The sequence below is a fragment of the Pseudohaliea sp. genome (assembly GCF_054552115.1).
Map to the genome: position 1 here is coordinate 234,688 of NZ_JBTOLW010000002.1, position 12,920 is coordinate 247,607.

The window sequence follows — 12,920 nt, forward strand, 5'->3', positions numbered from 1 at the left end:
GCTGATCCGGGAGAACGCGGCGGAGGTCCAAAGCCAGCACCGGAGTGTCGGCTTCTTTTACAGGACGCCGCCTGAAAAGCCGCTTTCCTTCATGCCCTGCGGAAGGTCACCCGCCCGCCGGCCCCTCCAGCACCGCGGGCGCCGTCAGGCGCGCTGCTCCCGCGGCGCCATGAGCCAGGACAGCGCCGGCAGCGCCAGGAGCGCACCGAGCATGTTCCAGAAGAACATGAAGGTGAGCATCAGTCCCATGTCAGCCTGGAACTTGATGGGCGAGAAGATCCAGGTGCCCACGCCCACGGCGAGCGTGAGCCCGGTGAAGGCCACCGCGGTGCCGCTGGACTTCAGGGCCGCGAAGTAGGCCTCCCTCAGGGGCTCACCCCGGCGCAGGTAGAACTGCAGCGCGGAGTAGATGTAGATGCCGTAATCCACGCCGATACCCACCCCGAGGGCGATGACCGGCAGCGTCGCCACCTTCACGCCGATGCCCAGGAAGGCCATGAGCGCCTGGCCCAGCACCGAGGTGATCGCCAGCGGGATGATGATGCAGGCGGTGATGCGCACGGAGCGGAAGTTGAGCAGGCAGAGTACGATCACCACGCCATAAACCCAGAGCAGCATCTTCGTCTGCGCTTCCTCGATGACGATGTTGGTGGCCGCCTCGACACCGGCATTGCCCGCCGCCAGTTCGAAGGTGACATCCCCGGTGTCATAGGTCGCGCCGAACTCCTCCACGGCGGCCACCACACGCTCGAGCGTGGCGGCCTTGTGGTCGTCGAGGAAGAGGATCACCGGCGCCATGGAGCAGTCGGTGTTACGCAGGTTGCTCGGTGCCCGGCTCAGGCTGTTGTTGAGGATGTACTGGTTGCGGCTGATCTCGTGCCACTTCGGGCTGCCCTCGTTCATACCCTGGATGACAAGCTTGGAAACATCCAGCAGCGACAGCGCCGACTGCACCCCGGGCACGGCCTCGAGCTCGGCCTGGAACCGGTCCACCGCCGAGATGAATTCGTAGCTGCCGCATTGCTGGGGCGCGGTCCGGGCCATGACCACGAACACATCCGTGCTGGTAGAATAGTTCTCGGTGAGGAAGGCATTGTCACGGTTGTAGCGTGAGTCGGGCCGGAGCTCGGGGGCGCCCGGGTCCAGGTCGCCGATCTCCTGCTTCTGCCCGTACCAGAGGCCGACGGCAAGCATGACCGCGCAGAAGCCGAGCATGGTGACGGCGGGGCCGCGCTCGGTGATGCGGGCCACCAGCGCCCAGTGCGTAAAGGGGCTGTGGTCCTTGTCCGCACGGTAACGGACGCAGCGATGCGTGATGCCCGTGTAGGAGAGCACCAGCGGCAGCAGCACGAGTTGCGTGAGAATGAGCACGGCGATCCCCGTACTCGCCACCACCGCCAGTTCCTTGATCACCGGGATGTCGATCACCCGCAGCGTGAAGAAACCGACCCCGTCGGACACCAGAGCGATGAACCCGGGCTTGGACAAACGCACGAAGGTCAGCCGCGCCGCATCGATGCGCGAGACCTCGTGGTAGATGAAGTTGCCGAAGCGGTTGACGATCTGCACCGAGTGGCTGATACCCACGGCAAACACCAGGAACGGCACCAGCATGCTGTAGGGGTCCAGCCCCATGCCCAGCGCGTTGAGTATCCCCATCTGCCAGACCACGGCAACGGTCGAGCAGAGCAGGGAAGCGAGCGTTAGCCACCCGCAGCGCGAGTAGATGAAAAGCATCACCGCCGTAATGACAAAGGCTACCAGGAAGAACAGGCCGACGAGGCTGGCGCCGTCGATGAGGTCGCCAACCAGCTTCGCGAAACCGGTAATGCGGATGCGGATATCTTCGGACTGGTACTTGTCCCGCACCAGGCGCTCGAGATCCCTGGCGAAGGCATGGTAGTCGAGCTTCTCGCCCGTTTCCGGATCGCGCTCCACGAGCGGCGCGACGATAATGGCCGAGCGGAAGTCGTTGGCCACGAGGCGGCCGATCTGGCCGGACTTCAGCGTATTCTCCCGCAGGTCTTCGAGCGCCCGTTCGCTGCCGTCGTAGTCGTCGGGGATCACCGCGCCGCCGACAAAGCCCTGCTCGGTCACCTCCTGCCAGCGCACGTTCGGCGTCCACAGCGACTGCAGCGCCGCGCGGTCGACCCCCTTCACATAAAAGACCTCGTCGGTGATGGTCTTCAGCGTTTCCTGGAATTCGGCAGTGAAAATATCGCCCTTGCGGCTCTCGACGATGATGCGCACGGAATTGCCGAGCCCCTTGAGATCATCCCGGCTCTCGAGGAAATTGCGGATGTAGGGGTGCGAGACCGGGATCATCTTCTCGAAACTGGCATCGGGCTTGAGCTGGCTCGCCTGCCAGGCGAAGAACGCGGTCGCCACCGCAAACAGGGCAATCAGCAGCGGGCGCACCGCGAAGACCGCGCGCGCGATCAAGGGTCGCAGGCGGCCGTCGTCGTCCTCGAGGGTATAGCTTTCTACCACGCTCATCGGGGAACTGCCTCCGCCAGCCGGGCGATGCCGCCCATGCCCGCCAGGTAGACGCGGTCACCCACGGGCAGGGCATCGCTGAAGGTGTCGCGATCCGGGTGGCCAAGCCGTCGCAGCGTACCGTCCGCGGCGAGCCGCAGGACGGCACCCCCGGCGCCGACCAGCAACACCTCGTCAGCGCCCAGGGCCGTGCCGCCATAGAGGCTTGGCCCCGGCGGAAGGGGCAGGCGCTCCCAGCGGCGACCGCCGTCGTCGCTGGCAAAGACGTTGCCGCGCAGGCCGAAGGCGAGCACATCGCCGCCGCGGTCTGCGAGGCCAAAGAAGCTGCCCTCGTAGAGGCCCTCGATGCGCTCCCAGCTGGCCCCCGCGTCATGGGAAACGAAGAGCAGGCCCGCCTCGCCACAGAGGTAGAGAACGCCGTCCCGCTCATGGAGGTCGTAATAATGGTAGCGCCCGGGGTTTTCGAGGCCGTCGATGGCGATGCGCCAGGTCGCGCCGCCATCCGCGGTACGGAACAGGTGTCCATAGGCACCGAGGGCGAAGCCGCGGCGCTGGTCGAGAAACAGCACGTCAAGGAAGGGGTCCACGGGGCCGGTCTCGAGAGCCGCCTCCGCATCCTCGAGCGCAAAGCGCGCATCCTCCAGCGCGTACTCGGCGTCCTCCCGGTCCGGGTCGCCTTCGGGCAGCGCCGCGAGCGCCGCCTCGCGGGCCTCGACCCGTTCGGCCGCGTAGTGCTGGAACTGCCGGTTGACCTCCCGGCCATCAAGCTGGAGTTCCCAGGACTGGCCGCCATCGGCGGTACCGAGCACCACGCCACCGTGGCCCACGGCCCAGCCGTGCTCCGCATCGGCAAAGGTCACCGCCGTAAGCAGCACGCTTACCGGGGTCTCTACCTGCCGCCACCGCTCGCCGTCATCGCTGAGCGTTACGAGACCCCTTTCGCCCACGGCAACCAGGCGGTCACCGGCCCGGGCAAGACCGGTGAGCACCGCCTCTGCGGGCTCGGGGACGGGGGGGGCGGGCAGGAACGCAAAGTCCTCCGCCGCGCTTGCCGCGAGGGCCAGGGACAGGAGTGCCCCGGCCACTGCGGTGCGCAGCGCACACCGCAGGCCAGGCCACGCCATCAGCGTCGACCGGCCCGCCGCAGTGCCGAGGGCGTGAAATCGTTGAAGTCGCCCCGGTAGTCGAAGTTGTACTGGTAGCCATCCTCCTCGTTGTCGAGGCCGATGACCACGTAGCGACCGGAGATCAGGTCGTGCAGGGATTCGGCGGCGAGCCAGGGCACGGCCACCTGGTAGTGCATGATCTTGTGGCCTTCCTTGAACTTCCACAGTTCGCCGCGGCCGTCGTAGTGATCGATCAGGGAGATCTGCCAGCTGTCCTCATCGATGTAGAAGGTGCGCCGGGCATAGATGTGCCGTTCACCTTCCTTCAGCCGCGACTCCACGACCCAGACCCGGTGCAGCTCGTAACGCAGGTAGTCGGGGTTCATGTGGCCGGCCTTGATGATGTCCGTGTACTTGAGGTCACCGCGGCGCAGCTGGTAGCTGTTGTAGGGAATGTAGACCTCGCGCTTGCCGACCAGCTCCCAGTTGTAACGATCCGGAGCGCCGTTGAACATGTCGAGGTCATCAGCGGTGCGCAGGCCGTCGGAGGCCGTGCCCGGGCCGTCGTAGGCGATATTGGGCGCGCGGCGTACCCGCCGCTGCCCGGCGTTGTACACCCAGGCCGCCCGCGGGTCCTTCACCTGGTTGATGAACTCGTGGACCAGCAGCACATCACCTTCGAGACGCGCGGGGGCTAGCACCCGCTGCAGGAACACGAACAGCAGGTTGGGGTATTCCTCGGGCGCAATGCGGGCACCGGGCAGGGACTCGTCCTCAAACAGGACCGGCGCGAAGGCGCCGTTCTCCTGCACCGGCGCCTGGATGTAGCGCCGCGACAGGCCGCTGTCGTTGCGGTAGCGGGTGACGTGGTTCCAGATCGCCTCCAGGCCGTTGTGGGGGATCGGGAACGGGATGGTGCCGCCGTAGTTCTCGATACCGTTGCCACCGGGCACCAGCTCGACGTCCGCGGCGGTGTCGAGGATGCGCTGGAACTCGCTGTCCGGGTAGCGGGCGCTGCGCCGGGTCGGGTAGATGGGCATGCGGAAGGTGTCCGGGTAGCGCTCGAACATGGCGAGCTGCCCCGGGGTGAGCTTGTCGGCGTACTGGTCGGCGTTCTCCGCGGTGATGGTGAACAGGACCTCGTCGTCGGCGAAGGGGTCCACAAGGCGCTCGCCTTCCACGTAGTCCTCGGGCAGTTCCCGAAGGCCACCGGTCCAGGGCGGAATCGTGCCCTCCTCGTTGCCGGCACGCTCGGCGCCCATGGGCGTCAGTTCATCACCGCCGAGGCGGGCGAGTTCCTCCGGGCTCAGCGCAGCGAGCGCTGAGCCGGCGCCGGCCGCGAGAATGCCCGCGAGGGCGAGGCCGATGAATCGCTTCTGCATGGTGGTACTCCGCTATTATCGTTAAAACGCTATTGCCAAAAAGCTGTTGCTAAAACGCTACGGAAAAGCTCAGGGACAGGAAGTCCCGGTCCGCCAGTTCATTGTAATCGGCGCCGAAGAAACTCGTGTAGGAAAGTTCCGCCTGGTACACGTTGAGGTAGTCGGCGCGCAGGGCCACGCTCAACGCTTGCCGGCCCTCCACGAAGTTCGGCGCCGGGCCGTAACCATCGACATCGTGCGACCAGGCCACGCTCGGCGTCAGGTTAACACCGGCAAGCGCATCGTTGTACTGCAGGCTCGCCCGGACCTGGTAGCCCCAGGAGGAACCGGTGGTGAAGCCGTCGTCGGTGCAGTATTCCGCGTTGGCGTTGGGCACGACGCCCAGCCCGCCCAGCACCGGGTGCGAATTGCAGCTGACGGGCACGCCGAAAATGGGGCTGGTAAAGGTCTCGAAATCCCCCACGCCATAGGTGGCCGAGCGCCCGTAGTTGATGCCGTCCTCCATGCCGTCGACCCAGGCACCACCGACCTCGGCCGCGATGGACAGGCGATCGGCACCGAACACCTGCTCGTAGAAACGGATCACGCTGATCTGCGCCTGCGTGTACTCGACGTTGTCGTAACCGGCCACGTAGGCGCCGGGGCCTGCGGCCAGGGAGCGCGCGGTCATCGGTGACCACTCCGCGAAGGAGCCGAGGGCGAGTGCCTGCAACAGGTCGACGGTATTGATCTGCAGCGGCAGGTCCGGCCGGTAGCTCAGCTCGCCGGCGACGGCCCAGAAGCCGACGTTGGTGGCGAAGGTGAAGCCGTAGACCTCGATGTCCTCGGGGAACTCGAAGAAGAAGTTCGGCTGCACCGCCGGGTTCAGGAACGGCTGGCCGAAGGCCTCCGTCGTGTTGATCGCGCTGAAGATCGGCGTGCGGGAGTGGTAGTTGATGTAGTAGAGGCCGAACTCGGTGCCGTTCAGGGAATCCATGAAATAACGCGCCGAGATGCCGTACTGGCCGCCGTCATCGGGCTCGTCATCCGGGGCGCGGGCGATGGTCAGGCCCGCGGCTTCCTGGGCGCCGTCGGGCGCGCTCGTGACCCCCGTCAGATAGTTGCAGCCGCCACCGTAGGGGTCCGCTGCGTTCCAGTAGGTACCGCACTCGTCGAGGATCGTGCGCTGCCAGTCATACTGGTAGAAGGCCTCCACGGTGAGGTTGTAGGTCACGCCGACGTTGGCGTAGAGCATGCCCACGGGCAGCAGCGCCTCGCGGATCTCCGTGCCCGGGCGGCGGATGGCCGTCACGTCGAAGGGACTGATCACGTTGACACCGTTCTGGATGAACAGCGACTCGCCCCAGTTGAGGGCCATGTTACCGGCGCGCAGTTCCACCGGCATCTCGCCGACGTCGAACTCGCCGTAGACGTAGGCATCGAGCAGCTCGATACCCTTGCCCTGGGCGAGGTCCTCGAAGTCGGAGGTATCCAGTTCGTCCCCGGGCACATAGCCATTCGCCGCGTGGCCGTGATCGACCTCGTCGTTTTCCAGCGCGTAGTCGTACCAGTATTTCACCCGGCCGAAGACACCCCAGTTGCCCGCGTTGAGATCGAGGTCGTGGAGACCCGTCAGGCGGAACGAGTAGAGGTCACCCTGGTCGTAGTTCAGGTTGCCATCGTCCGTGGTGGACGAGGAGGCACGCCCCTCGCCGCCGGTGTTGCCCGGCGACAGCACCCGGTTCGACGGGTCATCGGCGCGCCAGCTGGCGCCGAGCGTGATGTTGGAGCGCAGCGTGGCCTCGAAGGGGCCGATATCGAAGCCGGCGGCGGTGGCACCGCCGGCAAGCAGCGAGCTGGCAACGGCGACGGCGGTGGTCAGGGCGTGGCGGGGGAGTCTCACGGGCGTATCCTCCGGGGCTGTTTATTATGTTGCGCACCTCACGGTGCACCGTGCGTCAAGACGCTACACCGCTGTACCCCCGGCGCCTTTGCGCTCGATCAAGGTTTTCGGTGTTTACCGTGCCAACATTCTACCGCGCGCCGATGTAGCCGAAAAGGTGTCCCGCGATTTTTCGCAGCTGGATTTCATCGGAACCCTCGGTGATGCGGTAGCGCCGGTGGTGCCGGTAGTGATGCTCGAACTGCTTGTAGCGGGAGTAGCCCAGGCCCCCGTGCACCTGGATGGCGGCGTCCGCGGCCTCGCAGGCCAGCCGGTTCGCCCGGTAGTTGCACATGGCGACCTTGTCCGAGAGAGCCCTGGCGACCTCGCGCTTGTTCATGGTGTCCATGCGCGCCGCCACCTCGAGGGTCAGGGCACGGACCAGTTCATAGTCCGTCTGCAGCTCGGCGAGGCGGAACTGGATCGCCTGGTTCTCCGCCAGCGGGCGGCCGAAGGTGTGCCGCTCCCGCGCCCAAGCCACCGACTCGCCGATGCAGTAGCGCGCCGTGCCCAGGCTCGAGGCCGCCTGGCGGATGCGGTTCTCGTGCACGAAGTGCTGCGCCACCGCGAGGCCGAGGCCACGCTCGCCGAGGATGGCACTGTCCGGCAGCCAGACATCCCGCAGCGAGACCCGCGGGTGGTCCGTGGGCATGTTGAAGGTCCACAGCCACTCCTCGATAGTGAAGCCGGGGCTCGGGTTCGGCATGACGAAGCAGGTGATCCCCCGCGCATCGCCATCCTCGCCCTCGCTGCGCGCGAAGATGAGGATGTGCGTCGCCACGTGGGCACCGGTCGTCCACATCTTTTCGCCGTTCAGCAGCCAGCCGTCCACCCCGTCGCGCCGGCAGGGTTCCGCCCGCGTCTCCAGCCAGGTCGCATCCGAACCGTGCGCCGGCTCCGTGAGGCCGAAGGCGACCGCCACCTCGCCGTTGATGCTGCCGGGGATGAAGGCTGCCTTCTGCGCTTCCGTGCCGAAGTCGCGGAACGCCAGCGTGGTCGGGAAATTGCCGACGATGGAGTGCTCGTTCTGCAGATCGCAGTGCAGGCCGATGCCCTTCGCCGCGAGGTGCTCGCGGACGACGGCCATCTGCCAGTTGCTGGCGTCGCCGCCGCCGTATTCCGCGGGCAGGGCAAAGCCGAGGAAGCCGGCTTCCCGCGCGCGCCGACGCGCCTCCGCCAGCAGCGCTTCCCAGTCCGGGTGCGGCTTGCCGTCGTCATCCCAGTCGGTGCGCGCATACTCGCGGCGGTGGTCGAAGAAGCGCCGGTTGTCGCCCTCGGCCTCGAGGGGCGCGAGTTCCCGCTCGATGAACGCGTCGAGCTCCGCGAGGAAAGGCTGCAGGGTCACGGGGTCGGGCTGGGTCATGGGGTGGCTCCCTCCGGAAGGTCGTCGGGCCAGCGCTCGGCTGCCGCGCTGAAACCGCTGTAGCGCGGGTTGTCGATGGCCAGCCGCGCCAGCGTCCGCCGACGCAGGTAACCGAGCGTGCGCTCGTCCGCGGGCAGGCGCCCGTCGCGGAGGGCCCGGGCCAGGGCAGCAGGCACTGCCTCGCCCTCCCCGGCTCCGACCCAGTCGCCCGCCGCGGCATCCAGCGCCGCGAGCACCGGCGCCAGCGCCTGTTCGCGCCGCAGCGTGGCCAGCGCGTTGCGGGCGATACGCGCCTCGAAGGCAGCGCGCCCTTCGAGGGCGGGCTGTACCTCCCGCTCGATGAACTCGCCGACGGCGGCGAGCAGTTCCGTTGCCGTGGTCGTCACAGGTGGTCCTCCAGCAGGAGCAGCAGGTCGATCTCCGCCTCCGACAGCCGCCGGCCCACCGCGGCGCGTTCTAGAGACGGGTCCCGCCCGCTGCGGTGCAGGTCGAGCATGGTCAGGCAGACGAGTCCCCAGTCCAGGGCGGCGAAGACCTCCCAGTAGTGCAGCTGCGCGACCGTCGGTGCCCAGCCGGCCGCTGCACGGTAGGCGTCCAGCAGGTCCTCGTAAGCACCGAAGCCGCCCACGGGCCGGTCACTGCGGCCGAAGCGCCAGACGTTGGCACAGAGATAACCGAGGTCTTCTGCCGGGTAGCCGAGGTGGGCACGCTCCCAGTCGAGAACGGCCTCGAGGCCGTCGGGGGTAACCAGCAGGTTGCCGCAGCGAAAGTCGCCGTGAACCAGGCGCTGCGGCGCCGGGTCGGGCGCATTTGCCTCGAGCCAGCCGAGGGCAAGCTGGAGTACCGGCGATACGTTGCCAAAACCGTCGAGGAGAGCCTGGAGCCGTGCCAGCCGGGTGCCGTGCCCGTCGCGCGGCAGCGCCGGCGGCAGGTCGTCCGTGGGCAGCGCGTGGATGGCGGCGAGAGCGCGGCCGCAGGCAGCGGCCAGGCCCTCGAGCGCCGGGGCATAGCGCTCATCGCGAAACAGCTTCTGTGGCAGCGCCTCCCCCGGCAGCCGGTCCATCAGGTACCCGGTCCCGAGGCCATCCGCCCCGGCGAGTTCCGCGCGCACGGCGGGTACGGGCACGCCGCCGCTAGCGGCGAGGCGCAGGAGCGCAGCCTCCACCCCGAGATCCAGCGGCAGCAGGGCCTCTTCGCCGCCGCCGGCCACGCCGGCGGGGAGGCGCCGCAGGATCATGGGCTCTGCGGCGAGAGTGCCCTGCGCATCGCCCGGCACCCAGTCGAAGGCCCAGGTCTCCATGTTCGCTCCCCCGCTCAGGCGGCGCAGACCCCGCACCTCGCCGCCACCGAGGCGCGCGGCGAGCCCGGCGGCGAGGCCGGCCTCAGGCAAAGCGGAAGGCATTGACCGGCTCCCCCGCAGTCACTTCACCCTCAGCGCCCACGCAGTCGTCGTGGGCCAGGCGCCTGAGCAGCCCGCTATCGCCGCTGGCCTGGGCGAGGCAGCGCCCGCCGTCGCCGAGGCGGCAGACGACGACGCCCGTCGCCGGGCCCGCGCGATCGTAGCGCACGGCATGGGCTTCGACGTGTACAGCCTCGGTACCCACCGGATCGCGAAGCCGCGGGTGCCGGTCCGTTGGAACCGCGGCCTGAGCGGCGCCCGGGTCGCGGCCGGCCCAGGGATGCGCCGGCGGTTCCACGCCGTAAATGCCCACGGCGTGCTTGGTGAGGTAGCCGCCATTCGCCGTCACCAGGCCATAACCGCTGCCGGCCCCGCGCAGGCGGGCCACCATCTCGGCGATGGCGTGGGTCGAGTAATTGTTGCCGGGGCCACCGAATAGTGTCAGCCCACCGGTCACGGTCACGCCGCGCGGATCGTCCACGGCAATACCGAGGCTGTCGCAGGCGACGGTGACGGCGGACGGAAAGCAGCTGTACAGGTCGAACCGGTCGATCGACTCGATGCCGATGCCGGCCTGCGACAGGGCCTCGCCGGCGGCGGCGGCCAGGGCCGGGGAGCGGTGGAAGTCCTCGCGCTCGGCGGCGTACCAGACGTCGTTGGCCTCCGCCCCGCCGTGCAGGTAGACCCAGCGCGACGGATCGATGCCCTGGCGCCGGGCCTCGCCCACGGTCGTCAGGAGCACCGCCGCCCCCATGTCGACGCCGGCAATCGCGTTCATGCACTTGTTGTAGGGCCAGGTGATGATGCGGTTGCCGTCCGCCTCGGACAGGGCCACCTCGGCTGTGAGGGGCTCCCGGCGCCAGGCGTAGGGGTTGGCGGCGGCGACGGCACTCATGGCGGCGATCATCTTCCCGAGCTGCGCGCGCTGCTCCCCCTCATCGAGGCCGCGGGCGTGGCGCAGGGCGCTCTCGAAGAGCGGATAGGTGACAATCGGCTCGAACAGGCCGTGGGCATGCTCCGCGGGAAGACTCGACGGCTTGCCGGCGCCGAGGTCTTCCGCCGCCCGGTCACCACCCTCGCGCCAGGCCGGCAGGTCACCGCCGGCACGCAGGGTACCGAGAAGCGTGGCCATGAGCTCCGCCCCCGTGAGCAGGAGCATGCGGTAGCGCCCCTCGACCAGCCAGTCGGCCCCGCGGTTGATGAACCACTGCGGCAGGTTGCCGCCGTAATCGCTGGTCAGCAGCGTCGGGCGCATGCCGAGGCGCTCGGCCAGGAGGGCACCGGGGTTCGGTGTCAGCAGCGGCGCCAGCTGCGGCACCTGCTGCGCAAGAAAGGGAATCGTCACCAGCGCGTCGACAGCCTCCGGCGCGATGCCGGCATCGGCCAGCGCTCCGGTGGCCACCTCGGCCAGGGCGTCCACGGGCGTTCGTGCCGGGTCCTGATCGCGCCAGGTCTGCTGGCTGACGCCGACAACGATGGGGGTGGCATCCTGCACCATGCCGTTAGTCTCCTTGCTTGGCGGGGCGGCGGCAGTGTACCGGTGACCACCCGGTAGCCGCTACACTGTCCCCCTTCGACGGAGGATCCGGCCCATGCGTCCACGCCGATGCCTGCGACCCACCCGCTACCAGACCCCCTCCCGGCACGGCGCGAGGCATGTTGCCGGTCGCCCGATCCGCCGGTTCCCCCTGCTGCCCGCCCTGCTCGCCGGCCTGCTGCTCGCGCCGCCCGCCGCTGCCTGGGGCCCCCAGGGCCACCGGGTGGCCGGCGCCATGACCGAGGACCTTCTCAACCCCGGGGCGGCGGCGGCCGTGCGAGCCATCCTCGGCGACGAAGCGCTCGCCGAGGCGTCGACCTGGGCAGACCGCATGCGCAGCGACCCGGCACCCTTCTGGCAGCGCGAGGCGGGGGCCTACCACTACGTGAACATCCCGCCCGGGGCGAAGCGCTACGACCCGCGCCAGGCACCGGCCCGGGGCGATGCCTTCACCGCCCTGGCGCGATTCCGGCAGGAACTCGAAGACCCGGCGACGCCCGCGCCGCGGCGGGCGCTGGCGCTGCGCTTCGCCCTGCACATCATCCAGGATCTCCACCAGCCCCTGCATGCCGGCGGGCGCGATGACCGCGGTGGCAACGATTTCGCGGTGATCGTGGACGGGCGGCGCAGCAACCTGCACCGGCTCTGGGACTCCGGCCTCCTGGCGAGCGGACGCTACGCCGATCAGCAGCTGCGGGCGCGGCTGGAGGCGCGCTACGGGGACGCGCTTGCAGGCCCCTGGCGGGAGCCGGATCCGGCGCAGTGGATCGCCGAAAGCCTGGCCTTGAGCCGTGACCTCTACCCGCCCTCACCCGCGATCGATGACGCCTACATCCAGCGCTTCCGCCCGGTCGCCGAGCGCCGCATCGCCCAGGCCGCCGCCCGCGGCGCGGCCTGGCTCAACGCGCTTTATGCCAGCGGACCGCAAGAGGCGGCGGAGGCACCGGCAACGCCACCGGCGCGCTGGTGGCAGCGCCTAAAAGATTTCCTCGAGGAAATTCTCTAGCGCCTGGTGGGAGCGGCGGTCGGCGTCGTCGCTGTACACAGTGCCGAAATCCGGATCGTTCGCCTCGGGGTTGGTAAAGGCGTGCATCGTGTTGCCGAAGGCGTGGAGCTGCCAGTCGGCACCCGCGGCGGTCATTTCCTTTGCCAGCTCGAGGACGCTGTCCGGCTGCGCCATGGGGTCGTCCCAGCCGTGCAGGCAGAGGACCTTTGAACGGATAGGCCGCGGTGCATCGCCGGTGTTTCCCGGCGCCGTGAACAGCCCGTGAAAGGAGACCACGCCAAGGACATCGCTGCCGCTGCGTGCGAGGTCCAGGACGCAGAGCCCGCCGAAGCAGAAACCGATGGCCGCGACCCGCTTGGCATCGACCTCGACCTGCTCCCGCAGCACCTCCACGGCGCGGTGCATGCGCCGGGCAACGCGGTCGCGATCCTCGAGGAACGGCGCCAGGAGCGCCTGGTTTTCCTCGGTACTGGTGCCGCGCACACCCTTGCCGTACATGTCCAGGGCAAAGCCGACGTAGCCCTGCTCGGCCAGCGCCCGCGCCTTGCCCTCCTCGAAGGGGGTACGGCCGGCCCAGGCGTGGGCAATGGCCACCGCCGGCGCCGGCCCGCGGTCCGGATCCCAGGCCAGGTAGCCTTCCAGCGTGACACCGTCACAGTCGTATTCGATCAGCCGTTCCTGGATTGCCATGGTGTTGCCTCCCTTTCTCT

At 68.7% G+C, this 12,920-nt stretch carries 10 protein-coding genes; 1 reads left to right on the top strand and 9 read right to left on the bottom strand.

Annotated elements, in window-relative coordinates:
- Positions 1–144: 144 nt before the first annotated feature.
- The 8 genes from ACX93N_RS02315 to ACX93N_RS02350 all read right to left on the bottom strand — a co-directional run bounded on the left by ACX93N_RS02315 (position 145) and on the right by ACX93N_RS02350 (position 11,165).
- Positions 145–2,496: an efflux RND transporter permease subunit gene (locus ACX93N_RS02315; RefSeq protein WP_459426767.1), complete on the bottom strand. Its 2,352-nt coding sequence runs from the start codon at positions 2,494–2,496 to the stop codon at positions 145–147.
- On the bottom strand, positions 2,493–3,620 hold the full coding sequence (locus tag ACX93N_RS02320) for a WD40/YVTN/BNR-like repeat-containing protein (RefSeq protein WP_459426768.1): 1,128 nt from the start codon (positions 3,618–3,620) through the stop codon (positions 2,493–2,495). The genes ACX93N_RS02315 and ACX93N_RS02320 overlap by 4 nt, the downstream gene beginning before the upstream one ends.
- The gene (locus ACX93N_RS02325; RefSeq protein ID WP_459426769.1) at positions 3,620–4,984 is read right to left on the bottom strand and encodes a DUF1329 domain-containing protein; all 1,365 of its coding nucleotides are present in this window, start codon (positions 4,982–4,984) and stop codon (positions 3,620–3,622) included. Before ACX93N_RS02325 ends, ACX93N_RS02320 begins: the two co-directional genes overlap by 1 nt.
- 49 nt (positions 4,985–5,033) lie before the next feature.
- Positions 5,034–6,866: a DUF1302 domain-containing protein gene (locus ACX93N_RS02330; RefSeq protein WP_459426770.1), complete on the bottom strand. Its 1,833-nt coding sequence runs from the start codon at positions 6,864–6,866 to the stop codon at positions 5,034–5,036.
- Between the two features lie 130 nt (positions 6,867–6,996).
- Entirely contained in the window at positions 6,997–8,268 is a 1,272-nt protein-coding gene (locus ACX93N_RS02335) for an acyl-CoA dehydrogenase family protein (RefSeq protein WP_459426771.1), read from the bottom strand.
- A complete protein-coding gene (locus ACX93N_RS02340) occupies positions 8,265–8,654 on the bottom strand; it encodes a DUF6285 domain-containing protein (RefSeq protein WP_459426772.1) in 390 nt (129 codons plus the stop codon). The genes ACX93N_RS02335 and ACX93N_RS02340 overlap by 4 nt, the downstream gene beginning before the upstream one ends.
- The gene (locus ACX93N_RS02345; protein ID WP_459426773.1) at positions 8,651–9,670 is read right to left on the bottom strand and encodes a phosphotransferase family protein; all 1,020 of its coding nucleotides are present in this window, start codon (positions 9,668–9,670) and stop codon (positions 8,651–8,653) included. The genes ACX93N_RS02340 and ACX93N_RS02345 overlap by 4 nt, the downstream gene beginning before the upstream one ends.
- Positions 9,651–11,165, bottom strand: coding sequence for an acetyl-CoA acetyltransferase (locus tag ACX93N_RS02350; protein WP_459426774.1), 1,515 nt, complete (start codon positions 11,163–11,165; stop codon positions 9,651–9,653). The genes ACX93N_RS02345 and ACX93N_RS02350 overlap by 20 nt, the downstream gene beginning before the upstream one ends.
- Positions 11,166–11,259: 94 nt before the next feature.
- Between ACX93N_RS02350 and ACX93N_RS02355 the strand changes: the two genes are divergently transcribed.
- On the top strand, positions 11,260–12,210 hold the full coding sequence (locus ACX93N_RS02355; protein WP_459426775.1) for a S1/P1 nuclease: 951 nt from the start codon (positions 11,260–11,262) through the stop codon (positions 12,208–12,210).
- On the opposite strand, the gene ACX93N_RS02360 is transcribed toward ACX93N_RS02355, so the two are convergent.
- Complete coding sequence (locus ACX93N_RS02360; RefSeq protein WP_459426776.1) at positions 12,181–12,900, bottom strand: dienelactone hydrolase family protein; 720 nt, start codon at positions 12,898–12,900, stop codon at positions 12,181–12,183. The genes ACX93N_RS02355 and ACX93N_RS02360 overlap by 30 nt on opposite strands.
- Positions 12,901–12,920: the final 20 nt, after the last annotated feature.

Excerpts from the sequence above, each read along its gene's own strand:
- ACX93N_RS02360 (WP_459426776.1), bottom strand. The coding sequence starts at position 12,900 with ATGGCAATCCAGGAACGGCTGATCGAATACGACTGTGACGGTGTCACG.
- ACX93N_RS02315 (WP_459426767.1), bottom strand. The coding sequence starts at position 2,496 with ATGAGCGTGGTAGAAAGCTATACCCTCGAGGACGACGACGGCCGCCTG.
- ACX93N_RS02355 (WP_459426775.1), top strand. The coding sequence starts at position 11,260 with ATGCGTCCACGCCGATGCCTGCGACCCACCCGCTACCAGACCCCCTCC.
- ACX93N_RS02325 (WP_459426769.1), bottom strand. The coding sequence starts at position 4,984 with ATGCAGAAGCGATTCATCGGCCTCGCCCTCGCGGGCATTCTCGCGGCC.
- ACX93N_RS02320 (WP_459426768.1), bottom strand. The coding sequence starts at position 3,620 with ATGGCGTGGCCTGGCCTGCGGTGTGCGCTGCGCACCGCAGTGGCCGGG.
- ACX93N_RS02345 (WP_459426773.1), bottom strand. The coding sequence starts at position 9,670 with ATGCCTTCCGCTTTGCCTGAGGCCGGCCTCGCCGCCGGGCTCGCCGCG.
- ACX93N_RS02350 (WP_459426774.1), bottom strand. The coding sequence starts at position 11,165 with ATGGTGCAGGATGCCACCCCCATCGTTGTCGGCGTCAGCCAGCAGACC.
- ACX93N_RS02335 (WP_459426771.1), bottom strand. The coding sequence starts at position 8,268 with ATGACCCAGCCCGACCCCGTGACCCTGCAGCCTTTCCTCGCGGAGCTC.